General features: G+C 45.1%; 24 protein-coding genes. 2 read left to right on the top strand and 22 right to left on the bottom strand.

All coding sequences use genetic code 11. From position 1 onward, the window contains the following. Positions 1 to 548 precede the first annotated feature (548 nt). The 13 genes from BK139_RS24185 to BK139_RS21635 form a co-directional block, all read right to left on the bottom strand. Entirely contained in the window at positions 549 to 740 is a 192-nt protein-coding gene (locus BK139_RS24185; protein ID WP_076262954.1) for a hypothetical protein, read from the bottom strand. Continuing rightward, entirely contained in the window at positions 725 to 2,017 is a 1,293-nt protein-coding gene (locus BK139_RS21695) for an adenylosuccinate synthase (protein ID WP_048010217.1), read from the bottom strand. The genes BK139_RS24185 and BK139_RS21695 overlap by 16 nt, the downstream gene beginning before the upstream one ends. A 203-nt stretch (positions 2,018 to 2,220) precedes the next feature. Continuing rightward, positions 2,221 to 3,585 carry a replicative DNA helicase gene (gene dnaB / locus BK139_RS21690; protein ID WP_076262951.1) on the bottom strand — a complete coding sequence of 455 codons (1,365 nt, stop codon included), beginning with the start codon at positions 3,583 to 3,585 and terminating at the stop codon, positions 2,221 to 2,223. A 185-nt stretch (positions 3,586 to 3,770) separates the two neighbouring features. Then, positions 3,771 to 4,217, bottom strand: coding sequence for a 50S ribosomal protein L9 (rplI, locus tag BK139_RS21685; protein ID WP_035328283.1), 447 nt, complete (start codon positions 4,215 to 4,217; stop codon positions 3,771 to 3,773). Then, positions 4,214 to 6,187: a DHH family phosphoesterase gene (locus tag BK139_RS21680; protein WP_076262949.1), complete on the bottom strand. Its 1,974-nt coding sequence runs from the start codon at positions 6,185 to 6,187 to the stop codon at positions 4,214 to 4,216. The genes rplI and BK139_RS21680 overlap by 4 nt, the downstream gene beginning before the upstream one ends. A gap of 31 nt (positions 6,188 to 6,218) precedes the next feature. Further along, positions 6,219 to 7,154 carry a YybS family protein gene (locus BK139_RS21675; protein WP_076262946.1) on the bottom strand — a complete coding sequence of 312 codons (936 nt, stop codon included), beginning with the start codon at positions 7,152 to 7,154 and terminating at the stop codon, positions 6,219 to 6,221. Between the two features lie 201 nt (positions 7,155 to 7,355). After that, positions 7,356 to 7,595: a 30S ribosomal protein S18 gene (rpsR, locus tag BK139_RS21665; protein WP_009332461.1), complete on the bottom strand. Its 240-nt coding sequence runs from the start codon at positions 7,593 to 7,595 to the stop codon at positions 7,356 to 7,358. Positions 7,596 to 7,653: 58 nt separating this feature from the next. Next, the gene (gene ssb, locus BK139_RS21660) at positions 7,654 to 8,166 is read right to left on the bottom strand and encodes a single-stranded DNA-binding protein (RefSeq protein WP_076262941.1); all 513 of its coding nucleotides are present in this window, start codon (positions 8,164 to 8,166) and stop codon (positions 7,654 to 7,656) included. Positions 8,167 to 8,202: 36 nt separating this feature from the next. Next, positions 8,203 to 8,490 (bottom strand): 30S ribosomal protein S6, encoded by a 288-nt coding sequence (gene rpsF / locus BK139_RS21655; protein WP_076262938.1) that lies wholly within the window; start codon positions 8,488 to 8,490, stop codon positions 8,203 to 8,205. Between the two features lie 184 nt (positions 8,491 to 8,674). Then, complete coding sequence (ychF, locus tag BK139_RS21650) at positions 8,675 to 9,775, bottom strand: redox-regulated ATPase YchF (RefSeq protein WP_035328291.1); 1,101 nt, start codon at positions 9,773 to 9,775, stop codon at positions 8,675 to 8,677. Between the two features lie 163 nt (positions 9,776 to 9,938). Next, positions 9,939 to 11,933, bottom strand: coding sequence for a molybdopterin-dependent oxidoreductase (locus BK139_RS21645; RefSeq protein ID WP_076262936.1), 1,995 nt, complete (start codon positions 11,931 to 11,933; stop codon positions 9,939 to 9,941). A gap of 27 nt (positions 11,934 to 11,960) precedes the next feature. Beyond that, the gene (locus BK139_RS21640) at positions 11,961 to 12,158 is read right to left on the bottom strand and encodes a DUF951 domain-containing protein (protein ID WP_035328295.1); all 198 of its coding nucleotides are present in this window, start codon (positions 12,156 to 12,158) and stop codon (positions 11,961 to 11,963) included. Positions 12,159 to 12,160: 2 nt separating this feature from the next. Beyond that, positions 12,161 to 13,051 carry a mechanosensitive ion channel family protein gene (locus BK139_RS21635; protein ID WP_076262934.1) on the bottom strand — a complete coding sequence of 297 codons (891 nt, stop codon included), beginning with the start codon at positions 13,049 to 13,051 and terminating at the stop codon, positions 12,161 to 12,163. Positions 13,052 to 13,328: 277 nt separating this feature from the next. Between BK139_RS21635 and yyaC the strand changes: the two genes are divergently transcribed. Beyond that, positions 13,329 to 13,958 carry a spore protease YyaC gene (yyaC, locus tag BK139_RS21630; RefSeq protein ID WP_076262932.1) on the top strand — a complete coding sequence of 210 codons (630 nt, stop codon included), beginning with the start codon at positions 13,329 to 13,331 and terminating at the stop codon, positions 13,956 to 13,958. Positions 13,959 to 14,260: 302 nt separating this feature from the next. After that, positions 14,261 to 14,608, top strand: a complete 348-nt coding sequence (locus BK139_RS21625) for a DUF4260 domain-containing protein (protein ID WP_076262930.1) — start codon at positions 14,261 to 14,263, stop codon at positions 14,606 to 14,608. Positions 14,609 to 15,014: 406 nt separating this feature from the next. On the opposite strand, the gene BK139_RS21620 is transcribed toward BK139_RS21625, so the two are convergent. The 9 genes from BK139_RS21620 to spoIIIJ all read right to left on the bottom strand — a co-directional run bounded on the left by BK139_RS21620 (position 15,015) and on the right by spoIIIJ (position 24,757). Further along, positions 15,015 to 15,728: a DUF554 domain-containing protein gene (locus BK139_RS21620; protein ID WP_076262927.1), complete on the bottom strand. Its 714-nt coding sequence runs from the start codon at positions 15,726 to 15,728 to the stop codon at positions 15,015 to 15,017. Between the two features lie 121 nt (positions 15,729 to 15,849). Beyond that, entirely contained in the window at positions 15,850 to 16,695 is an 846-nt protein-coding gene (locus tag BK139_RS21615) for a ParB/RepB/Spo0J family partition protein (protein WP_076262926.1), read from the bottom strand. Further along, positions 16,688 to 17,449, bottom strand: coding sequence for a ParA family protein (locus BK139_RS21610; protein WP_048010276.1), 762 nt, complete (start codon positions 17,447 to 17,449; stop codon positions 16,688 to 16,690). The genes BK139_RS21615 and BK139_RS21610 overlap by 8 nt, the downstream gene beginning before the upstream one ends. A gap of 378 nt (positions 17,450 to 17,827) precedes the next feature. Further along, positions 17,828 to 18,709, bottom strand: coding sequence for a nucleoid occlusion protein (gene noc / locus BK139_RS21605; RefSeq protein ID WP_076262924.1), 882 nt, complete (start codon positions 18,707 to 18,709; stop codon positions 17,828 to 17,830). 140 nt (positions 18,710 to 18,849) lie between these two features. Continuing rightward, positions 18,850 to 19,566 (bottom strand): 16S rRNA (guanine(527)-N(7))-methyltransferase RsmG, encoded by a 717-nt coding sequence (rsmG, locus tag BK139_RS21600; protein WP_076262922.1) that lies wholly within the window; start codon positions 19,564 to 19,566, stop codon positions 18,850 to 18,852. A gap of 43 nt (positions 19,567 to 19,609) precedes the next feature. Continuing rightward, complete coding sequence (mnmG, locus tag BK139_RS21595; protein ID WP_076262920.1) at positions 19,610 to 21,499, bottom strand: tRNA uridine-5-carboxymethylaminomethyl(34) synthesis enzyme MnmG; 1,890 nt, start codon at positions 21,497 to 21,499, stop codon at positions 19,610 to 19,612. Positions 21,500 to 21,622: 123 nt separating this feature from the next. Further along, a complete protein-coding gene (gene mnmE / locus BK139_RS21590) occupies positions 21,623 to 23,008 on the bottom strand; it encodes a tRNA uridine-5-carboxymethylaminomethyl(34) synthesis GTPase MnmE (protein ID WP_076262917.1) in 1,386 nt (461 codons plus the stop codon). Positions 23,009 to 23,348: 340 nt separating this feature from the next. Beyond that, the gene (gene jag / locus BK139_RS21585; protein ID WP_076262915.1) at positions 23,349 to 23,975 is read right to left on the bottom strand and encodes an RNA-binding cell elongation regulator Jag/EloR; all 627 of its coding nucleotides are present in this window, start codon (positions 23,973 to 23,975) and stop codon (positions 23,349 to 23,351) included. Continuing rightward, positions 23,972 to 24,757, bottom strand: coding sequence for a YidC family membrane integrase SpoIIIJ (gene spoIIIJ, locus BK139_RS21580; protein ID WP_035328319.1), 786 nt, complete (start codon positions 24,755 to 24,757; stop codon positions 23,972 to 23,974). Before spoIIIJ ends, jag begins: the two co-directional genes overlap by 4 nt. Positions 24,758 to 24,855 lie beyond the last annotated feature (98 nt).

Raw genomic sequence — 24,855 nt, 5'->3', positions numbered from 1 at the left:
AGCCATGAAGGACTCGAACCTTCGACCCTCTGATTAAAAGTCAGATGCTCTACCGACTGAGCTAATGGCTCGTACTAAAATTCTGTTGCCTAAAGCCTGATACTGCTAAGTCAGATGTTCCAAAGCCCTGCGTGCTTTGTCACAGATTGCTATTCGGTGAAGCAATTCACTGATGCTGCAATCTGCTCTACCGACTGAGCTAATGGCTCATGCTCTAGTGTTTCCAAGGTTGCTACCTTGGCGACGCTTTTTATAATATCATAGAGTTTTATAAAAGCGCAATAACTTTTTTATAAAAAATTCTTTTTTGCTGGGAAGACTGCAGCTGTAGGTGTTTGAATGCTAGATTGCAGCCACTTGGCTGGGATGGGTTTTCCCTAAAAAGAGTATTCTTTTGCGTTCTTTTCCCCGGTTTATGGATTCATTTCCCTAATTCTCTTTGTTTACTCCTCTTTTTTAATTTTTTCTCCATTAAAAATCAGATGTGGGTTCGGACTCAAAAACACCAATTTCTCCTTTTTCTGTCTGAACTTGACCTAACTTCGGACTCAGCACCCGCCATTTCTCTTTTCTCTGTCTGAACCTGACTCAACTTCGGACTCAAAGACGGCAATTTCCCCTCCCACAGTCCGAACCTGCGGCCAAACAACCAAACCAACCGCACCCGCCTTGTCCAGCCACACAAAAAAAGAAAAGCCCCAATCAGGGCTTTTCCAATCAAGTATTAGTTTTGTCTCCATGGGCTTAACACTACATTTGTCTGAGTGCGGTCCGGGCCGACTGAGAAGATGGATAATGGAATTCCTGTCAGCTGGGAAACGCGCTCCAGGTAGTGGCGGGCATTGGCAGGAAGCTCATCGAGTGATTTGCAGCCTGTGATGTCTTCTGTCCAGCCTGGAAGCTCTTCATATACAGGCTCACATTCAGCCAGTACTTTTAAGCTTGCAGGGAATTCTTCGATTACTTCTCCGTTATAACGGTAAGCTGTACAGATTTTTAATGTCTCAATTCCAGTCAGAACGTCGATGGAGTTAAGAGAAAGATCTGTGATTCCGCTGACACGGCGGGCATGGCGGACAACCACGCTGTCGAACCAGCCGACACGGCGGGCACGTCCAGTTGTTGTACCGTATTCACGGCCTACTTCACGGATCTGGCTGCCGATTTCATTATCAAGTTCAGTCGGGAATGGGCCGTCTCCTACACGAGTTGTATAGGCCTTTGATACACCGACAACATGCTTGATTTTTGTAGGGCCAACACCAGAACCGATTGTTACACCGCCGGCTACCGGGTTAGAGGATGTAACGAATGGGTAAGTACCCTGGTCGATATCAAGCATAACTCCCTGTGCACCTTCGAACAGAACGCGGCGGCCATCATCTAATGCATCATTAAGCACAACAGACGTGTCGCAGACATAATGTTTGATTTGCTGGCCGTATTCGTAGTATTCATCTAGGATGTCTTCGATTTTGAATCCTTCTGTTTCATAGAAGCGCTCAAGCAGGCGGTTCTTTTCTTCCAGGTTGCGCGCAAGCTTTTCTTCAAACACTTCACGGTCTAGAAGGTCCGCGATGCGGATTCCGTTGCGGGCTGCTTTATCCATGTAAGCAGGACCGATGCCTTTTTTCGTTGTACCGATCTTGTTTGCACCTTTGCGCTCTTCTTCCACTTCATCCAGCTTCAGGTGGTAAGGAAGGATGACATGTGCGCGGTTTGAAATGCGCAGGTTGTCTGTTGTAACTCCCTTGTCATGAAGGTACGCCAATTCTTTTACAAGCGCTTTTGGATCGACAACCATTCCGTTTCCGATTGTGCAAATTTTATCGCTGTAGAATATTCCAGATGGAATTAAATGAAGCTTATATGTCTCGCCATTGAATTTGATTGTATGTCCTGCATTGTTTCCGCCTTGGTAACGTGCGATTACTTCTGCATTTTCAGAAAGGAAGTCTGTAATCTTTCCTTTCCCTTCATCTCCCCACTGTGTTCCAACTACTACTACTGATGACATTAAACAAGCACCTCCGGGAATCCCATGGTTTTAAAATTTATTTTCATTTTTAATTAAGTAACTTATTTCAACCATCTTAGTTTAACAAGGTGATGTGTGATAGTCAATAAAACACGAACAATTTTAATAAAAATATGAAAATATGTTCGTGAAACAATGAAAATACAAATATAAAAAGAGGACTTGCAATATGCAGGCCCTCTTTATGCACCAGGCGGCGCGAATGAATCATCAAAGCGTTTCTCTAAGTTTACGAATTTATTATACTCTTTTACGAATGCCAGCTGAACGGTTCCAACCGGGCCGTTACGCTGCTTGGCGATGATGATTTCGATGATGTTTTTATCTTCGGATTCTTTGTCATAGTAATCATCGCGGTACAGGAATGCCACGATATCGGCATCCTGCTCAATACTTCCCGATTCACGGATGTCTGACATCATCGGACGCTTATCCTGACGCTGTTCCACACCACGGGAAAGCTGAGACAGTGCGATCACAGGGACCTGAAGTTCACGTGCCAGCTGTTTTAGGGAACGTGAGATTTCAGATACTTCCTGCTGGCGGTTTTCTCCTGAACGTCCGCTTCCGAGGATTAATTGCAGGTAGTCGATCAGAATCATGCCAAGCCCCTGCTCCTGTTTGAGGCGGCGGCATTTGGAACGGATATCCTGGATGCGGACACCCGGCGTGTCATCGATGAAAATACCCGCATTTGACAGGCTTCCCATCGCCATCGTCAGCTTTCCCCAGTCCTCATCTGTCAGAGAGCCGGTACGAAGTCTCTGGGCATCAATATTCCCTTCAGCACAGAGAATACGCATGACCAGCTGTTCGGCGCCCATCTCCAGACTGAAGATCGCGACGTTTTCTCCGGTTTTCGTTGCCACATTTTGCGCGATATTCAAGGCGAAGGCTGTTTTACCTACGGAAGGACGGGCACCGACAATGATGAGATCATTTCGCTGGAAGCCGGCTGTCATGCGGTCGAGCTCGGTAAATCCAGTCGCAATCCCTGTAATATCCCCTTTACGGTTATGCATTTCCTCGATATTATCGTAGGTCCGCACCAATACATCCTTAATATTATGAAAGGCACCGGCGTTTTTGCGCTGTGCAACCTCCATGATATTTTTCTCTGCTTCCCCCAGCAGAACTTCCACTTCATCCTCGCGCGTATAGCCGTCCTGTGCAATCCCCGTCGCCGTCCGGATCAGCCTGCGAAGCAGTGATTTTTCTTCCACGATCTTTGCATAGTACTCAATATTCGCCGCTGTCGGAACAGATCCGGCCAGTTCACTTAAATAGCTGACCCCTCCGGTATCCTCGAGCAGTTTTGCTGCGCTGAGCTCTTCTGTCACGGTCACTAAGTCGACCGCTTTACCCTGATCGCTCAGCTTCAGCATAACATTGAAAATCTTCTGGTGGGCCGCACGGTAGAAGTCTTCAGGTATCAAGATCTCAGATGCTTGTGTAAGAGAGGAGGGTTCAAGAAAGATTGCCCCAAGCACAGCCTGTTCCGCTTCGATATTCTGAGGCGGGAGCCGATCCGCGAATAAATCACTCATCTCATTAAACCTCCTTAAAATAAACATTAAGCAAATCTATATTTATATAAAAATCCCTTATAATCCCTTTAAAAAATGTGACCAGCAAAAACTGATCACATTTTTAATCAACCCTTTTATTTTAACATGTTTATCGGCAAAAGCCACTTCCAATATTAGTTTATCCGACTAATGGAAGCTTAGCTTTATGCTTCTTTTACATGTACGTTTAATGTTGCCGTTACTTCAGTATGAAGCTTGACTGGAACCTTTGTGTATCCAAGTGTGCGGATCGCATCTTCCATTTCGATCTTGCGTTTGTCGATTTTGATGCTGTGCTTCTTTTGAAGCTCTTCAGCAATTTGCTTGCTTGTGATGGAGCCGAACAGGCGGCCGCCTTCACCTGATTTTGCAGTAAATTCAACTGTCAGCTTTTCAAGTGTTTCTTTCAGTTTTTTTGCATCAGCAAGCTCTTCAGCAGCAAGCTTTTCTTCTTTCTTCTTTTGAGCATTCAGGCTGCTGATACTCGATTGGTTTGCTTCGACAGCAAGCCCTTGCTTAATTAAAAAGTTATGTGCATAGCCATCTGCTACATTTTTTACTTCGCCTTTTTTCCCTTTGCCTTTAACGTCTTTTAAAAAGATTACTTTCATTCCTTTTTTCTCCCTTCAAAGTATTCATCTATAGCCTCTTTTAATCGGACTTCAACATCATCAAGTGTTGCATCCTGAAGCTGTGTGGCAGCATTTGTTAAGTGCCCGCCGCCTTCGAGGTTTTCCATGATCACCTGGACATTGATATCCCCGAGGGAACGTGCGCTGACCCCTATCATGTTTTCAGAGCGGTTTGAGATGACAAATGAAGCAACCACGCCATCCATCGTCAGCAGGGTATCTGCCGTCTGGGCAATCAGCACCTGGTCAAATATCTGATCCGGCTCACCCTTGGCAATCGCAATGCCTTCTTTGTAAAATTGTACGGTTTCAATCAGCTTCGCCCGCTTGATGTAGGTATCTACATCTTCTTTTAAGAACTTTTGAACGAGCACGGTATCTGCACCCTGTCCGCGCAGGTAGGAAGCCGCATCAAACGTCCGCGATCCTGTCCGCAGTGAGAAGCTCTTCGTATCGACAATGATCCCGGCAAGCAGTGCCGTCGCTTCCAGCATTTCGATTCTGCCGTTTTTCGGCTGATATTCCAGAAGCTCTGTCACCAGTTCTGCTGTAGAGGAAGCGTATGGCTCCATATAAACCAGCAGCGGATTATGAATGAACTCTTCAGCGCGGCGATGATGGTCGATGACGACCACATGTTCAATCGCATGAAGCAGCTTTTCCTCAATTACCATGGATGGCTTGTGGGTATCAACAACCACGAGCAGGGTATCGTCCGTGGCGATTTCCATCGCCTGTTCCGGTGTGATGAATTTTGAAAAGAGTTCTTCATTCTTTTCAATTTCCTTCATCATCCTTCTGACGCCTGTATCCAGTTCACTGAAATTCACCACTACATAGCCTTCACGCTGATTCAGGCGCGCCACCTTCTGAATCCCGATGGCGGCTCCAATTGCATCCATATCCGGGCTTTTGTGGCCCATGATAATGACTTTATCGCTTTCGGAAATCAATTCCTTCAGCGCATGGGAAATGACGCGTGCACGGACCCGGGTTCTTTTTTCAACAGGATTGGTCTTGCCCCCGAAGAATTTGACTTTCCCGTTAGTCTGCTTGATGGCCACCTGATCTCCTCCGCGGCCTAATGCCAGATCTAAGCTGGACTGGGCCAGTGAACCGAGCTCAGGAAGGGAGGAAACCCCCGTGCCGACACCTATGCTTAACGTAAGCGGAACATTTTGCTTGGATGTGGTTTCCCGGACATCATCTAGAATCGTGAACTTCCCTTTTTCAAGAAGCTGCAGAATATGTTCATTAAATACGGCGATAAAGCGCTCAGATGATACCCGCTTCAGAAAGACTCCATTATCCTGTGCCCATTTATTCAATATCTGGGTCACCAGGCTGTTGAGGCTGCTTTTCGTCTGGTCATCCATCGCCTGGGTCAGTTCGTCATAATTATCAAGGAAGATGATGGCGATCACTGTCCGTTCTTCCTGATACATTTTCTCAATTTCAGTTTGTTCCGTGACATCAAAAAAGTATAAAAGGCGTTCTTCCGGTTTATGGATCACCCGGAATTTGCGGTCATGAAGCGTAATAATTTCTGTTTCCACTTCTTGTTTGATAAGCGGAACAAGCGAATCCGCGACATCATAAAGCGATCTTCCGACTAGCGTATCTTCATCAAAGCAGGATGCTAAAAAGGGATTGGTCCATTCAATGTAATAATCATCATTAATCAGCATGATTCCGATCGGCATTTCCATCAGAGCTTCTTCGCCGACTTTTTTCACCCTGTAGGAAAGGGTAGAGATGTATTCTTCCGTCTCCTTCCGGTGCTTTTGATTCAGCTGAAAAAGGTAGTAGAAAGGAAGGATGGCCAGAAACAGCCCAATTAATGCAAAAAGCCAATTGTAGTACGCCAATATACCGAGAAGCACCACTGTTATGCCCATCAATCCAAAAATCGGATAGCGTATGGACCGCTTTTCTAAATACGAAGGCATGTTTTCAGCTCCTAAACAGTAGTGTTGTTCATCACTTTTTTCCTAATCTTTGCCTTAAATCGAATCCTAAGTCAATTATACCTAATATCCTCACAATATAAAGGAGAAATGGCATAAGAAATGTAAATACAGCAGCAAGTACAGGCACCGCTTTCGGCCACCCCTTTAAATGACTGAAAAAGAAAATCAGGGACAGGCCTTGAATGACCATGAAAATCTGCAGAATGAAGGCAATATTGACAAGGGCCATAAACCAGTAGCTTCCTTCTGACGGATTAAAAAGGAACGAAGCAATAATGGTTATGAGATAGTACCATAATATGCTTTTCGGCAGGCTCATTTCCCTGAATGGCTTCAAGCCTTCAATCTTAATACCGAATCGTTTGGCGATCGGAAAGGAAACAAGCTGAATGATAAAAACAGAAATGACCGATGTCATGACAAATAAACTTGGCGTTAAGGTTTCAATCATTTTAAGGCCTGCTGTCAGCTGCTCGACTGCCTTATCTGCGTTTTGTCCGAATCCTTCGAGCATTCCTTGTGAGATTTTAATGGACTCTTCCATCATGCTGATGCCTTCTTTAATGATATTGATATTAAAAAAGGCAACTGCTGCAGCATACTGAAGCAAAAGGGCTGCAAGGAATACAAGCGTGCCCGCAATAAAGGAAGAAGCCCGTCCTTTATTCTCCCTTATGAAAATACCGATTACCGTACCGGTCAATCCGAATGTCAGGGCAAGCGGAATCCCCTTGATGGACCCGATAATCAGGGAAAGCAGGACGCCTCCCGTCAGAAAGACAATCGCGCTCATCCGGTTATTTTTTGCCGCAAACATAATAAACGGAAGAGCCAGGAAGAAAACCGAAACGGTACCGAGAATCGGCACATAGAGCGAAATCAGAAGCAGCACGGCGAAAACTGCGAGAAGCACGGCACCTTCTGTTAATTTATGTACATTATTCATTGATACACCCCTCAAACTGTGTATCCAAAAAGGAGGAAATCTGTTCCCGGCTTTTTGAACCCATATAAGCTCTATTGTAGCTAGTATTAAATGCAGGTTCAACCTTCGCGATTTCAGAAGGGGTTTTAACTTTAACACAACCCCGTACTAAAGGAGAACATAATAAAAAAGACGCCGGATACCAGCGTCTTTTCATATTAATTATTCACCTGAAACGTATGGCAGTAATGCCATTTGGCGAGCGCGCTTAATAGCAATCGTTAATTTACGTTGGTATTTAGCGTTAGTGCCAGTTACACGACGTGGTAAAATCTTACCGCGCTCAGAGATGAATTTTTTTAGAAGATCCACATCTTTGTAGTCGATGTGAGTGATTCCGTTTGCAGTGAAAAAGCAAACCTTACGACGTTTAGCACGTCCTCCTCTGCGTCCTCCAGCCATGGTCAGTTACCTCCTTTAGCTTTTTATTTTATATATTTCCGTTCATAATCGGGCACTATTAGAATGGCAGGTCGTCATCGGAAATGTCGATTTGGCCGTCATTTGCGAATGGGTCCTGATCCACGCGAGTATAGTTGCCCTGATTACGATTATCCTGGCGTTGATTCTGATTGCTGTTATTTCCAAATGGGAAATCCTGATCTTTTGGACCGCCGTAGTTCGGATTACCGCCGCCCTGGCCGCCAGAACTATTCTTCGGCTCAAGGAATTGCACACTTTCAGCCTGGACTTCTGTCACGTAAACGCGCTTTCCATCCTGGCCTTCATAGCTGCGGGACTGAATCCGGCCATCTACACCTGCAAGACTTCCTTTTTTAAGGAAATTCGCTACGTTTTCAGCTGGCTTTCTCCATACCACACAGTTGATAAAGTCTGCCTCCCGCTCACCTTGCTGATTCGTAAAAGTACGATTCACGGCAAGAGTGAATGAAGCGACAGGAACTCCGTTCGGGGTATACCGCAAATCAGGATCCTTTGTCAAACGTCCGACAAGAACAACACGGTTCATCATCAGAATCAACTCCTCTCGGTAAAATGTCTATATCTATTATTTTTCGTCTTTAACAACGATGTAACGGATGATGTCTTCGCTGATTTTAGCTAAACGAGTGAACTCGTCAACAGCTGTTGCTTCAGCATTAACGTTCATAAGCTGGTAGTAGCCATCGCGGAAATCATTGATTTCGTATGCAAGGCGACGCTTACCCCAATCCTTTGATTCAGAAACCTCCGCACCATTGTCAGTTAAGATTGTGTTGAAACGCTCAACTAGGGCTTTTTTAGCCTCATCTTCAATGTTTGGGCGGATGATGTACATAACTTCGTACTTTCTCATCACTTTCACCTCCTTTTGGTCTAACGGCCCACAAAGGGCAAGGAGCAATATACATTACTCACAAGTTGAAATTATAGCACATTAAATATGCAAAAGCAATAACACTAGAGTGAATTGGAAGATGGAAGATTATTTTGAAAGAATCATTAAAAAAGAACCCCTAAAAATAGAGGTCCCTAAATAATTAAACGTTAAAGCGGAAGTGCATGACATCTCCGTCTTTAACAATGTATTCTTTGCCTTCTAGGCGGACTTTTCCTGCTTCTTTCGCAGCTGTCATGTTTCCTGCAGCGACAAGGTCGTCATAGGAAACTGTTTCTGCACGGATGAAGCCTTTTTCAAAGTCGGAGTGAATCACTCCCGCACATTGAGGAGCTTTCATGCCTTTTCGGAATGTCCAGGCACGGACTTCCTGTACGCCTGCTGTGAAGTAAGTTGCCAGTCCAAGCAGGTTGTAGGCTGCTCTGATCAGCTGATCAAGGCCGGATTCTTCGATGCCCAGCTCCTGAAGGAACATTTCTTTTTCTTCCCCGTCAAGCTCTGCAATTTCAGATTCGATTTTTGCACAGATTACGATGACTTCCGCATTATCTTTTGCGGCAAATTCTTTTACCTGCTGCACATATTCGTTAGAAGAAGGATCCGCTACATCGTCCTCGCTTACGTTTGCAACGTAAAGCACCGGCTTGATTGTCAGCAGGTGAAGACCTTTTACAATCTTCATTTGCTCGTCTGTAAACTCGACAGTACGGGCTGGCTTATCATTTTCGAACGCTTCTTTTAATTTCTCCAGAATTTCAAGCTCGATCACAGAATCTTTATCCTTCTGCTTAGCCAGCTTGCTCACACGGCCAATTCGCTTATCAACCGACTCAAGATCAGCCAGAATCAATTCCAGGTTGATGACTTCGATATCATCGATCGGGTCCACTTTCCCCGCAACGTGTGTAATATTGTCATCCGCAAAACAGCGGACAACCTGACAGATGGCATCCACTTCACGGATATGGGACAGAAATTTATTCCCAAGACCTTCCCCTTTGCTCGCACCCTTTACGATGCCGGCGATATCCGTAAATTCAAAAGCCGTTGGCACAGTTTTTTTCGGCTGAACCAATTCAGTTAGTTTATTCAAACGGTGATCAGGCACTTCCACAATTCCCACATTCGGATCAATTGTACAGAACGGATAGTTCGCAGACTCCGCTCCCGCCTGGGTAATTGCATTAAACAACGTAGACTTTCCGACGTTCGGCAAACCTACAATACCAGCTGTTAAAGCCATCCAAGTCACTCCTCAACATTATTTCATCTATTAAAAATACGATTGTTTCTCATTTAAACAAGCCTCTAACAATTATAGATAGTTGCCGGAGAAATGTAAAGAAAAGGTGACAGGCACCTATACCACTTTGCCTGACTGGTATAGGTGCCTGTCACCGCTATTATTAAACCTTCTCAATATTCACAAGGCAGTCATACAATGTGCTGCCAAGACCGTTGTCCGACTCCCTGCTGGATGTAAGGTTATTGACGGGGCCGCCTAATTTTGCCCAGATGCCTTCATCGATATTGATGGTATCCGGATGGGCTTTTTTCATAATATGGACATAGCCCTTCATTTCTCCGCGGTCATTCCACACTTTGACGTAATCGTTCTCCTGCAGGCCAAGCTTTTCAGCAATATTATCGGCAATTTCCACCTTTGCCTTAGGCTCCGGCTTCAACAGGTGATAATGCTGCGAATGATTGGAGCGGAGCGGATGAATCGTCAGCAGGGTAAAAGGAAACTGTTCGGCACGCTCTTTATCGGTCCACTTTGTTTCCCGGGGAAGAGCGAGTGTCAGCCTGTTTTCGGAACCCTTTCGGAACGAGGTAAATTCATACTTGCCGCTTGTCGTCTTGAACTGGCGGTCTCTCCAAGGCACCGTATCAACTGGAAGCTCCATATGATGGGCATTCCGTATGCTATCAAGCGTGATCCCCTGCTTTTTAAGCGAACCGAGACCCATGCTGATGAATTCTTCTCTTGTAAAATCGAAATCAGCTCCGAATCCGAGACGCTTGGCAAGCTCGGTCCACACCCATAAATCAGGCTTCGCTTCGCCTGGCGGTTCAGCCAGCTTCGGGCCATGGTTGACATAATGATGGTACATGGAAGAATAATAGAGATCTTCCTGTTCAAACACAGTTGCGACGGGCAGAACGTAATCTGCCATTTTAGCCGTGTCTGTCATAAACTGCTCCATCACGACAACAGTCTCAACAGTTGCAAAAGCCTCGCGTACCCTTGAAGAGTCAGGCACCTGGGTTAAAGGATTTCCGCACGTAACGAAGATCATCTTAATCTCAGGATCCTTTGCTGTTAAAATCCCTTCTGCCTGCCGCATCATCGTAAATTGCCTGAAAGCCGTTTTTCGCTCAGGGAGGGTGAGGGCAGCCGCATCAAAACTCTGTCCTACCTGTCTGTTGGCATAGTTTGCACCACCGCCCGGAATCCCAATATTGCCGCTCACGGCAATCAAAGCATCCATCAGCCGGATCGTGTTCCCGCCATTCTCGTATCGCTGCATGCCCAGGCCAAAGAAAGTGGACACGGGGCGATCGCCATACACCACTGCAAGCTCGGTCATCACTTCAGCAGGCACTTCCGTTTTCTCTGCGATTTCCTCAAGCGTTACACTTTTGAGCAATTCAATCAAATCTTCAAAACCAACTGAATAGCTATCTATGAAACTTCTATCTTCCAATCCCAGACGAAGCATTTCCTTCATGATGCCGGCCGCAAGCCAGCCATCCATCCCAGGCTTAATGGAAAAATAGCGGTCGGCCATTTTAGCCGTCGCATTATAAATTGGATCAATTACATACAACTTGGCACCTTGTTTCTTTGCCTCCTGCAGCCTTTGATACAGGTGCATATTGGTGCGGGCAACATTTCTGCCCCAGACGACAATGTGCCTGCTGTTTAATATATCTTCAGGCCCATGGCTGTACGCATCTCCGAAATCCGAGCTCTGAGCCTCGATGCCGGCTCCCCAGCAGATTGACCCCACTAATTCAGTCACGCCGCCATAACAGTTGAAAAAGCGCTGATCCAGGTTCGTCAGCAAACCGCCATTGGCATAATCATGGCTGTGCAGGATTGAAGTGGTTCCATCCGTTTCTTTTAGCTCCTTCATTTTCAGGGAAATATCGTGCAAAGCCTGCTCCCAGGAAATGGGCACAAATTCTCCATCTGCCTTTTTCAGCGGATGAAGCAGGCGTTCCGGAGAATTGGTTCTGCTTTCAAGCATTCTGCCGCGGCCGCAAATTTTCCCCTTTGTTATCGGATGGTCCGGATCGCCATCTACCTTTGTCACTTTACCGTCTTCAACTGTTACATGAAAGCCGCAGCTGTCCCAGCAGTTTAGGGGACAGGCTGACTTGAATGTTTGTGCCAACAACCTCATCTCCCTGCAGTTTGTCTCTTATTCCTCATGCTTAACAAGAATTTTCTTCATTTTGCGGGCGAATTCCCTTCTTGGAATCATCACGCTGTGTCCGCAGCCTTCGCACTTAATGCGGATATCTGCCCCCATTCGGATGATTTTCCATTTGTTAGCTCCGCATGGATGAGGCTTTTTCATTTCCACCACATCATGTAAATCAAATTCTTTTTGCTCCATGTTTATCCCTCCGCATTCAGTTTTGGGTTATCCTGTTCATTCCGTGTGTACATCACAAGGCGCGGGAACGGAATTTCAATGCCATGCTCATCTAAACAAAGCTTAATTTCCTTCCGCAGCTGGCGCGCAATATAAAAGTGCCTCATTGGCAGTGTCTCTGAAACTACACGCAGCATCACGTCAGCTGCCGCCATATTTTGGATGCCCAGAATTTCCGGCGGCTTGACCATATCCTCATATTTTTCCGGGAGCTTTTCGAATAATTCCTGAAGGACCTGTTCAACCTTCACAATATCGCCTTCATACGCAATGCTGACATCCACAAATGCCACACTATTATTTAATGAAAAATTAGTCACCTGCATAATGCTTCCGTTCGGAAGGATATGAACTTCACCCGTCCAGTTTTTAATCTTGGTGGTCCTCAACCCGATTTCTTCTACGGTTCCTTCAAATTGATCAATCCGGATATAATCTCCAACTGAAAACTGATCTTCAAAAATGATGAAAAATCCGGTGATAATGTCCTTTACAAGACTTTGTGCCCCAAACCCAACAGCCAATCCGACGATTCCGGCACCGGCCAAAAGGGCTTTTACATCAATTGTCAGCACCGATAATATCATGATTGCCGCAACGAAAAACACCACATAGGTGAGCATATTCTCCAGCAGCTTCAGAAGGGTGGCTTCCCTGCGCTCTGAGATTCGGAGCCTTGACGGCGTCCTCACCTTAAAAATATTGCGGATGGCCAGCTTGCCGATCCTGATCAGGATGCTCGTCACGATCAGAATCGCCATAACTTTAAAGATGCCTTCCCCAATGGTTATCCACGTTTCTTCATTCGAAATCTTATCTATCATGCCGTTTATCATTTTTTCAATAGGACTCATGGTTTCACCTGCTCATATTTAGTGAAAATAATCAGAAAGCAATTCAAGCCCATTGCTTGAATGAAATTATACTGCATCTTGCCCCTCAGTGCGAATCCCTCTGTAAAACAAAATTATTTTATCAATTTTTCTCATGGCTTAACAGTTAAAAACCCGATTGTTTAACGATTAAATAATACAGGTATGTATAGATTACACAAAAATTCCGTATACTGTTAAAAACGTATAAATACTTGTTTTTCGGGCATGGCAAGGATTAAAAAGGGAGTGGACCTATATGAACTTCAAACCAAACTTGTTTGACAAAAAAGGCGGGGCTTCTGCCAGAATCTCGCATGAAGAAACAAACTCTGCAGAAAAATTGGCTGCTGAGCTGAAGAATATTCTGCCTGCGGGCATCGGCTGCCGTCCGATCGTGTTTGTCTGCATTGGCACAGACCGCTCAACAGGTGATTCATTAGGTCCGCTGGTCGGCACACTCCTTGAGGAAAAATCCATTTCATCCTTCCATGTATACGGAACATTGGAGGACCCGATCCATGCCGTGAACCTGGAAGATAAACTGAACGAAATCAAAAAGAAGCATTTCAATCCCTTTATTATCGGAATCGACGCATGTCTGGGCCGCCTGAAAAGCGTCGGAGTCATCCAAATTGGAGACGGACCCGTCAAGCCGGGCGCCGGAGTCAATAAAGACCTGCCGGAAGTAGGGGACATGCACATCACCGGCATCGTCAACGTCAGCGGATTCATGGAATTCTTCGTCCTCCAGAACACAAGGCTCAATCTCGTCCTGAAAATGGCGAAAACCATCGCGGAGGGGATCTATGAAGCCAGCCTGACCCACCGGACAGCGCCGGCATGGCCTGCATTTAAGTGGGAACTGAACCGTGAGCAGACACCATAATAGAGTGGAAAGCCGCAGGGGAGTGAGCCTGCGGCTTGCCGTAAGAGGTGTAAACATGGAATTCACCGTTCGATTTTCCTTGTTATATCAATGGAACATTTTTCAATAAAATAACACATCAATTCACAGGTCATTTTTCAGTTATTGGAGGGCGTGTGATTTTTTGTGATTTAGTATATGGTTACTATCAAATTACTTGGATAAATATGTTAATATCGTAGACTTTGTGATGTAATGTACTTAAGCCTCTTTAAAAAAGGCGATTACTTTATCATTACATTGAAAAGTGAGGGAAAATAGAGTTGAATAAAATTTTGTTGCACATGGAAGGGCTGGCAGTTTTAGTGTTAAGTGTATATCTTTATGCGTTATATGAATACAGTTGGTGGATGTTTTTCATTTTATTGCTGGCACCTGACATTTCAATGATAGGGTATTTAATTAACAATAATGTTGGAGCGAAATGCTATAATATTTTTCATACTTATAGTTTGTCGATTACTATTGTAATAGCAGGTTTACTTCTATCGAATCAGCTGGTGATGGCGATAGGAGTAATTTGGTCAGCTCATATAGGAATGGATAGAGCAATTGGATACGGGCTTAAATATTCAACTAATTTCAAAGATACACATTTAAATAGAGTTTAAGTTTTTTACTCACAGCCAGCTTTAGCACATAAAAAAGGGTTTAGAACTCTCTAAGCCCTTTTTGCATGGTGAATAGTGATGTGAAATCATTTTCGCGTTCGATTTCATGGGGAAATAGGGCCAAATGTGAGATAAAACCCGAAACTTGTTAGATAAAATTCAAAACATGCTAGATAAATTCACAAACCTGTTAGATAAAACCCAAAACATGCTAGATAACATTCCCAGCCTGTTAGATAAACCGCCAAGCACGCTCCTTTTCCCGAAAAACAACTGATTTGCGCTCGGATCTCACGCACTAAATTCGTGAATTCAAGCGGTTCCAGCCATTTAAAGCACCTCACCGGCATAAATAATGCACCGCAAGCACACCAACATCCGTGCCCACGGTGCACATACCATTCATCTAAAAATAAATCCCATAAAAATAAACAACCGACACAATAATTCCCGTGACCACAATTCCCGGAAGCAGGTTCGCAACCCTGATCTTCGTAATGCCCGTCAAATTCAGTCCAATCGCAAAGATCATGATTCCGCCTGTTGCGGTCATTTCCTTGATAAAGCTGTCCATCAGAAGCTGGGGGACAAACCGGTCGATTTGGGTGGCAAAAAGGGCAATGAGTCCTTCATACAGCATCACCGGAAAAGCTGAAAAGAGCACACCGATTCCTAATGTTGTCGTTAAGATGAGGGAGGTGAAGCCGTCAATAATCGATTTGGTATAAAGCACCGAGTGGTCGCCCCGGATGCCGCTGTCAAGCGCTCCGATAATGGCCATAGCGCCAATGACAAAGATAAGTGTAGCCGTTACGAAGCCCTGCGAAATGCTGCCTTGTCCTTTGGAGCCAATTTTGCTTTCAAGCCAATCGCCAAGCTTGTTGAGTTTATCTTCGAGAGCAAAGTACTCTCCAATCACCGTTCCGAACACAAGGCTCAAAATCACCACGAGGAAATTCTCGCTTTTAAAGCCCATTTGCAGTCCGAGCACCATGACCGCAAGGCCAATCGCATGCATGACCGTTCCCTTCATGTTTTCGGGAATGCGATGGAGCAATTTCCCCAGCAGTGTTCCAATAATAATCAATAATCCATTCACAAGTGTACCTAGCAGAAACATCCTCTTCACCTTATTATTTCGCAATGCGAATTATTTTCTATTAAAATTACCACGAAAGGTCTGAGCCTACAATCTTTTTTTTATAAAATCCTGTAAAAAAATAAACCATCATAAAGATGGCTTACTGATGTGTTTCTAAAAGCTCCATAATACGTTCCAAATCTTCTTTTGAGAAAAATTCAATCTCAATTTTCCCTTTGTTTTTGGACTGTTTTATATGGACGGTCGTTCCGAATCGTTCCCGGAGGGAGGATTCGCGTTCCTTAATGAAGATATCCTTTTGAACTGCCGGCTTTTTCGTTTCACGTGAAACATCGTTCAGCTGCTGAATCAGCTGTTCAAGCTGTCGGACATTTAAGCCGTCTTTAACCGTTTTTTCAACAAGCGCCTGCAGTTTTTCTTTTTTTCGCAGCCCCAATAGCGCTCTTCCGTGTCCCATGGAAATTTTGCCGTCTGAAATCAATCCTTGAATTTTCGGAGGAAGGGATAGCAGGCGAATATGGTTGGCAATATGCGGCCTGCTTTTTCCCAGGCGCTTGGCCAATTCCTCTTGTGTCACCTTGAGCTTCTCCATCAGCAGCTGGTATGCAGCCGCTTCTTCAATCGGCGTTAAGTCTTCACGCTGAAGATTCTCAAGAACAGCGAGCTCCATCATCTGCTGTTCAGTCAGTTCTCTTACAACAACAGGAACTTTCTCCAAGTTAGCTTCTTTTGCTGCCCGGAAGCGGCGCTCCCCGACTACAATTTCATAGCCCTTGATGCTTTTGCGGACGATGATCGGCTGCAGAATTCCATGTTCAAGGATGGATTGCTTCAGCTCCTCGATGGCTTCCTTTTCAAACACCTTGCGCGGCTGATAAGGGTTTGGACGAATGTCCTTTATTTTTACTTCCTGTACGGTTTCTTCACTTTCGGTTTCAGCATTATTGAAAAAAGCATTCAGACCTTTTCCTAAACCTTTAGCCATTTGAAACCACTTCCTTTGCCAGTTCTAAATATACTTCAGCTCCGCGTGACTTCGGATCATAAGTAATGATAGGTTCTCCATGGCTCGGAGCCTCTCCCAGCCGCACATTGCGGGGGATGATTGTTTTATAGACTTTATCCTGAAAATACTTTTTCACTTCTTCAATGACCTGAATGCCGAGATTTGTACGGGCATCCAGCATTGTCAGCAGAACGCCTTCGATTTTCAAATCATGGTTCAGATGCTTCTGCACAAGACGAACTGTATTCAGAAGCTGGCTCAGCCCTTCCAGTGCATAGTACTCGCACTGCACGGGTATGATTACGGCATCCGAAGCGGTCAGCGAATTTATCGTCAGTAATCCAAGGGAAGGAGGACAGTCGATAATCACATAATCAAAGTTTGCCTTTACTTCCTCAAGAGCCCTCTTTAACCTGACTTCACGTGAGATCGTCGGCACCAGTTCAATTTCTGCGCCTGCCAGCTGAATGGTTGCCGGAATGGCATATAAGTTCTCTACCGACGTAGGTTTAATGACCTTGGATGCTTCCACATCATCCACGAGGACGTCATAAATGCAATGATCGACATCCGCTTTTTCAATGCCGATTCCGCTTGTGGCATTGCCCTGCGGATCAATGTCGACCAGCAGCACTTTCTTGCCTATGTATGCCAGGCATGCGCCAAGATTGACGGAAGAGGTCGTTTTGCCGACTCCGCCTTTCTGGTTCGCAACAGCTATAATCTTGCCCACAGTGTCACCTGCTTTCATCTATCAATATTCCAATCTATCTATCTGCGAATTCATTCGTATCATTAAATCACGTAGTCTATTTTATCACGAAAAACAGGACAGAATAATTTTTTGTAAAAAATAAGAAGATTCTAATAGTCTTTTTATCGTCCTTCAAGAAAAGCGCAAGCGCCTTGCCCACCCCCGACAAGCACAAGACGAGCCTCCCGGAAAGGCGTTCTTTGCCTTTTTGGGAGGATTGGCTTGTGACCTCGAGGGGGTAGGCGCTGGTGCTAGACAGTTATAAAAGTTCAAAAATTATATGCTTTCTCTTATCTTTCAAACAAAAAACGCGAAAAATAAAACAGGGAGCCCCCGCTTTATTTTTCGCGTAAAAATTTATTTCTTTTTAGGAATCTTGATCGTGATTTGATAAAATTCATCAAATTCTTCTTCTTCAGAATCAAGATTAATGCCGCTGTCAGAAACCATGGATAAAGATTGCCTGATCGTGTTGACCGCAATTCTCATATCCTTGCTGAAAGCCTTTCGTTTCGGCTTCGGTTTTGGATTTTTCTGTTCGAGAATTTTGACAACCCGGTCTTCCGTCTGCTTCACATTGAGATTCTTTTCCACAATCTCCTGCAGCAGGGCGACCTGCTTCTCCGGGTCCTTCAGCGGGATGAGTGAACGGGCATGCCGCTCTGTAATTGATTTGTTTAGCAATGCATCCTGGACAGGCTGCGGCAATTTCAGCAGCCGAAGCTTGTTGGCAACGGTTGACTGTCCTTTTCCAAGGCGCTGTGCCAATGCCTCCTGTGTCAGGCTATGCAGCTCTAAAAGTTTTCCATAGGCAACAGCTTCTTCAATCGGTGACAATTCTTCCCTTTGAAGATTTTCAATTAAAGCTACTGAAGCCGTTTCGGTATCGCTAAGATTTTTGACAATAGCAGGAGCTTCTTCCCAGCCCAGTTTTTTCATGGCACGGTATCTGCGTTCACCGGCTATGATTTCAAACTGGCCATCCTCAAATTCCCGTACGACGATTGGCTGGATGATTCCATGTGTATGGATCGTCCGGGAAAGCTCTTCTATTTTTTCATCATCAAATACCGTTCTTGGCTGGAAACGGTTGGGGACGATTTGATCAATAGGAATTTTCTTAACTTCTTCTCTGTCGCTTAAGTCTTCAATATCCAGCTGTTCTTCTGCTGGTTTTTCCGCTGTAACTTGTTCTCCCTTTTCGCCTAGGCCAAAAAAGCGTGAGAAAGAATGCTTCATCACCCTGCACCACCTTTACGAAACTCCCTATAACATATTCTCTATCATCATGACAAATCCTGCCGGATATCAGCAATATAAATATCTGGAAAAATCGAAACGTTTACACCATTATGTCATACAATGGCAAATTGCGCACCCTATTCAATTGGTGTTTTATTGGGTGTCCCCGGCTTTCGCGGGTACTTTTTAGGAGTGCTCTTTTCTTTTTTAATGATTAAAATATTGCGCTCACTTTCTTCCTCAGGGAGAGTGAACGTGTGGGAATCCACAAGTCTTCCGCCCAGAACCGAGACGGCCTTTTTGCCGGCATCCAGTTCTTCCTGAGCACTGGCGCCCTTCATGGCCACAAATGTGCCTCCTGTTTTAGCAAGAGGCAGACACAGCTCGCTTAAAACGGATAATCTGGCAACAGCTCTTGCGGTCACCACATCAAAAGACTCACGATATTCCTTGTTCTGGCCAAAAGTTTCCGCACGGTCATGGATAAAGCGTACATTCTCAAGCTCCAGCTTCTTCGCCAGATGCTCCAGAAAACCGATGCGCTTATTAAGAGAGTCAACGATCGTAATATGTAAACCCGGAAAAGCAATTTTAATCGGTATGCTCGGGAAGCCTGCCCCCGCTCCGACATCACAGACCTTTAGCGGCTGGCTGAAGTCAAAGTAAAAAGCCGCGCTAATGGAGTCATAGAAGTGCTTTAAATACACATCTTCCTTTTCCGTAATGGCTGTTAAATTCATTTTTTCATTCCATTCCACCAGGGTGGAATAGTAGGTGTCATATTGCTGCAATTGCTGTGGCGAAAGGGCAATCCCCTTCGCCGCCAGCATTTCAGTAAATTGTTCGGTATTCATTTAGTAATCCTTTCCGTTCTCTGACATAATCGGATTTTCCTCTTTACTCAGCTGAAACCCGTGCAATTCTCCCCTGTTCTAAATAAACAAGCAAAATGGAGATATCGGCAGGATTAACTCCGGAAATTCGTGAAGCCTGTGCGAGAGATAGCGGCCTTACTTCCTTCAGCTTTTGTCTTGCTTCGGAAGCCAGTCCATTAATATCATCATAATCGATGTTTTCAGGGACCTTTTTGTTTTCCATTTTCTTCAGACGATCTACCTGCTGAAGGGACTTCTCAATATAGCCCTCATACTTGATCTGGATTTCCACCTGCTCGGTTACATCCGGATCAAGCGCAGTTTCAGCCGGAACGAGCTGCCCGATATGCTCATACGTCATTTCCGGACGCTTCAGCAAATCTGAGGCGCGGATGCCGTCTTTCAGCTCGCTTCCGCCCTGGCTTTTGATCAACTCCTGCACGTCAGACGTAGGCTTAATGATAATACCTTTAAGACGTGCTTTTTCGTCTTCTATTGCCTGCTTTTTCAGCTGGAATTTTTCATAGCGTTCTTCACTGATCAGACCGACTTTGCGGCCAAGCTCTGTTAAACGCAGGTCGGCATTATCATGGCGAAGCAGCAGACGGTATTCCGCTCTTGAAGTCAGCAGACGGTAAGGCTCGTTCGTTCCTTTGGTTACAAGGTCATCAATCAGAACGCCAATATAAGCATCTGATCGGCTTAAAATAACTTCTTCCTTATCCAGCGATTTCAATCCGGCATTCATGCCTGCCATTAATCCCTGTCCGGCAGCTTCTTCATAGCCGGATGTCCCGTTAATCTGGCCGGCTGTGTAGAGATTTTTCACCTTTTTGGTTTCCAGTGTCGGCCATAATTGCGTTGGGACGATGGAATCATATTCAATCGCATAGCCAGCACGCATCATCTGCACCTTTTCAAGTCCAGGGATCGTTCTGAGAATCTGCTGCTGCACATCCTCAGGCAAGCTTGTTGAAAGCCCCTGCACATATACTTCCTGAGTATTTCGGCCTTCAGGCTCAAGGAAAATTTGATGGCGTGGCTTATCGTTAAAGCGGACAACCTTATCTTCAATGGACGGACAATAGCGCGGTCCTGTTCCTTTGATCATGCCGGAGTACATTGGCGAGCGATGAAGATTATTGTCGATCAGTGTATGTGTTTCTTCATTGGTGTATGTCAGCCAGCAAGGGAGCTGGTCTGTAATATACTTGGTCGTTTCATAGGAAAAAGCTCTGGGCACATCATCGCCAGGCTGGATTTCCGTTTTGCTGTAATCAATGGTATGGCTGTTGACGCGCGGCGGCGTTCCAGTTTTAAAACGGACCAGATCAAAGCCAAGCTCCTGCAGATGCTCTGAGAGCTTAATGGATGGCTGCTGGTTATTAGGGCCGCTTGAGTACTTCAGTTCACCAAGGATGATTTCTCCCCTTAAGAAGGTTCCGGTCGTAATGACGACAGCTTTTGAATGATACACGGCGCCTGTCTGGGTGACAACGCCCCTGCATTCCCCATCTTCAACAATCAGACGTTCAACCATTCCCTGAATAAGCGTCAGATTCCGTTCATTTTCCAGTGTTTTTTTCATTTCATGCTGATATGTGAACTTATCGGCCTGTGCTCTTAATGCACGTACGGCAGGGCCTTTTCCTGTGTTCAGCATACGCATCTGAATATGCGTTTTATCAATATTCTTGCCCATTTCTCCGCCAAGAGCATCGATTTCCCTTACAACGATTCCTTTTGCCGGTCCCCCGACTGAAGGGTTACATGGCATAAAGGCTACCATATCCAGGTTGATTGTAATCATTAATGTCTTTGCGCCGAGACGGGCCGAAGCAAGACCTGCTTCCACACCCGCGTGTCCGGCTCCGACTACTATGACATCATAACTTCCAGCTTCATATGTCATGATGCGGCCTCCTTTGCTGCAATCAGGCAAGCACAGACCCAAGCTCAGCAGAGGCTGGACCGGCCGATTGCAAAAGTTAAAAAATCTATTTCCGCTGCGTCAGCTGACACAGCCTGCTCTAATCTATTTTCCTAAACAGAACTGCGAGAATAACTGGTCAATCAGGCTTTCATGGACGCTGTCGCCAATAATTTCACCAAGCAGCTCCCATGTTCTTGTCAAATCAATCTGCACAATATCAATTGGTGTTCCCATCTCAACCCCCTGCATCGCTTCATCAATGGCATTTTGCGCCTGATTCAATAGAGCAATATGGCGGGTATTGGATACATACGTCATATCCCCGGCTTCGATGGAGCCTGCAAAGAATAAAGAGGCAATGGCTTCCTCCAGATCGTCGACCCCCTGGTCTTCCAATAAAGAGGTTGTAACCAGTTTATGATGCTTTGAAAGCTCGCGGACACGATTCATGTCGATCTTTTGATCAAGGTCGGTTTTATTGACAATCACAATGACATCCATGCCTTCGACCGCTTTAAATATATTTTCATCCTCAGACGTCAATTCATCCGAGTAATTGAGCACGAGCAAAATTAAATCTGCTTCCTTTAATACCTGCCTCGATTTTTCGACACCGATCCGTTCTACGATATCTTCCGTTTCGCGAATGCCGGCTGTATCCACCAGACGAAGCGGCACTCCTCTGACATTCACATATTCTTCAATAACATCACGGGTAGTGCCCGGTATATCAGTCACAATCGCTTTATTTTCGTGAACAAGGCTATTCAATAAGGAGGATTTCCCAACGTTTGGCCGTCCGACGATGACCGTGGAAAGTCCTTCACGCAGTATTTTCCCCTGCTGTGAGGTTTGAAGGAGCTTTTCGATTTCCTTTTTTACATAAGAAGCCTTCTCCATCAGCATATGATGGGTCATTTCCTCGACATCATCGTATTCCGGATAGTCGATATTGACTTCCACGTGAGCCAGGATCTCCAGAATTTCCTGCCGAAGCTTCTGAATAAGCTTTGACAGCCTTCCTTCCATCTGGCCAAGTGCCATGTTCATAGCCCGGTCCGTCTTGGCGCGAATCAGATCCATGACCGCTTCTGCCTGTGATAAATCAATCCGTCCATTCAAGAAAGCACGCTTTGTAAATTCACCCGGCTCAGCAAGCCTAGCACCATTATTCAGCAGAAGCTGCAGCACGCGATTCACGGAAACCAGTCCGCCATGGCAGTTGATTTCGATGACATCTTCCTTCGTAAAGGTTTTCGGTCCCTTCATGGCTGAAACCATTACTTCTTCAGCAATCTGTTCAGTTTTCGGGTCAACAATATGTCCATAATGAATGGTATGGGACGCCACATTCTTCAGCCGCTTGCCTCCTACCCCTCTGAAAAGAAGGTCCGCAATGTCAAATGCCTGATCCCCGCTCAGGCGGACAATGGCAATGGCTCCTTCTCCCATCGGCGTAGATATCGCAGCGATTGTATCGAATTCCAATTCATTCACCTCTCTTTTCTTTCATACTTCCATCTATATAAAAAATGAATCCTGCTTTCGATTCCCCAAATTAATAGAATATCACAAGGCTTTTTTTTAGAAAAGCATATCAGCCCGCATTTCCGGCTTGTCCATCAGTTCAGCATGTTACTTATCAACACCCCGTTTCATGGAAGCCAGCGAAAAAATTATCCACACGTCTCATAAATTAATATGCTCTATTTTAACTTATCCACATGTGAATAACAATAAAACCAATTGAGATTTAATAATTTGCGGGGCTCTGACAAAGAACGACAAAAAAATCCCAATCCGGAATGGATTGGGATTTTGCGAAATGCTACTTTGTTCTGGCTGGTGCAATGACGATATGGCGGTGCGGGTCATTGCCATCAGAATAGGTTTTGATTCGCTTATTATTTACGAGAGCGGTATGGATCACTTTGCGTTCATAGGAAGGCATAGGTTCCAGCGCAATTTCTTTTCCCGTCTTCAAAGCTTTTTGAGCAAGCCTTTCAGCCAGTTGAATCAGGGTATCCTGGCGTCTTTTCCGGTAATCCTCTGCATCGACCACCACATTTAAGTACTGCTCGGCATAGCGGTTGATGACCAGCTGTGTCAAATACTGGAGAGAATTGAGTGTTTGCCCTCTTTTTCCGATTAAAAGAGCAATCTTTTCGCCGGATAAGATAAATTGAACATTTTTTCCCTCACGCAATGTTTCAATTTCGATGGGCACGCCCATTTTTGCACTGACATCTTTGAGGAATTTTTCAGCTTCCTCAATCGGATCAGGCTTTTTAACAGCTTTCACCACGGCCGGCCGGGATCCGAAAATCCCGAAAACGCCTTTTTTACCTTCATCAACAATAGTAATCTCTAAGCGGTCTTCTGTTGTGTTTAATTGAGCTAAAGCTGACTCTACTGCTTCCTTGACGGTCTGTCCTGTAGCAGTTACTTGTTTCACTTTTTGGCTCCTCCTGCATTTCCGGCCGCTGCAGCTTTCAGGTCCGGACCTTTAATGAAATACGTTTGAATGATCATGAAGATATTACCCACTACCCAGTATAAAGAAAGAGCTGCCGGGAAGTTAATGGCAAAAACAACGATCATGATCGGCATTAGATAAAGCATCATTTTCATTTGTGCAGCCATTTGCCCTGTGTGCTGAGTGCCGGCCATCATCATTTTCTGCTGAATGAACGTTGTCACACCTGCAATTAAAGGCAATAAGTATATTGGATCCGGAGAACCAAGGTCAAACCAAAGGAAATTGTGGTTTGCAATTTCGCGCGTACGTGTAATCGCATGGTAGAAACCGATCAGGATCGGCATTTGAATCACTAGCGGGAAACATCCTGCAAGCGGATTAACGCCGTGCTTTTGGAATAAAGCCATTGTTTCCTGCTGCAGCTTCTGCTGGGTTTTCTGGTCTTTCGAGCTGTATTTTTCACGAAGCTTCTGCATTTCTGGCTGAATCGCCTGCATCGCTTTTGAACTTCTCGTTTGTTTAATCATTAATGGCAGGATGACCAGACGGATAATGATCGTCACAATAATGATCGATAGTCCATAGCTGCCGCCTGCAAATTCCGCTACCTTAATAATAAACAGCGAAAGCGGGTAGACAATATACTCGTTCCAAAAGCCTTTGCTTTCAGACGTAATCGGCTGGTTGATTTCTGTACAGCCCGATAAAAGAGCCATCACAAACACTAAACCGATTAGTAGGAATATTCGTTTCTTCAACCGTTTTTTCCTCCTTAATTGCTCCTGATAATAGTATGGATTTCATTTGCTCATCCCCCGGCCAGAGGGACATGCTCATATGTATCTTATTTTAACAT

It is taken from the genome of Paenibacillus sp. FSL R5-0490, from assembly GCF_001956215.1.
Taxonomy (GTDB): Bacteria; Bacillota; Bacilli; order Bacillales; family Cytobacillaceae; genus Cytobacillus.
This window is presented reverse-complemented; position numbering and strand designations above follow the sequence as displayed.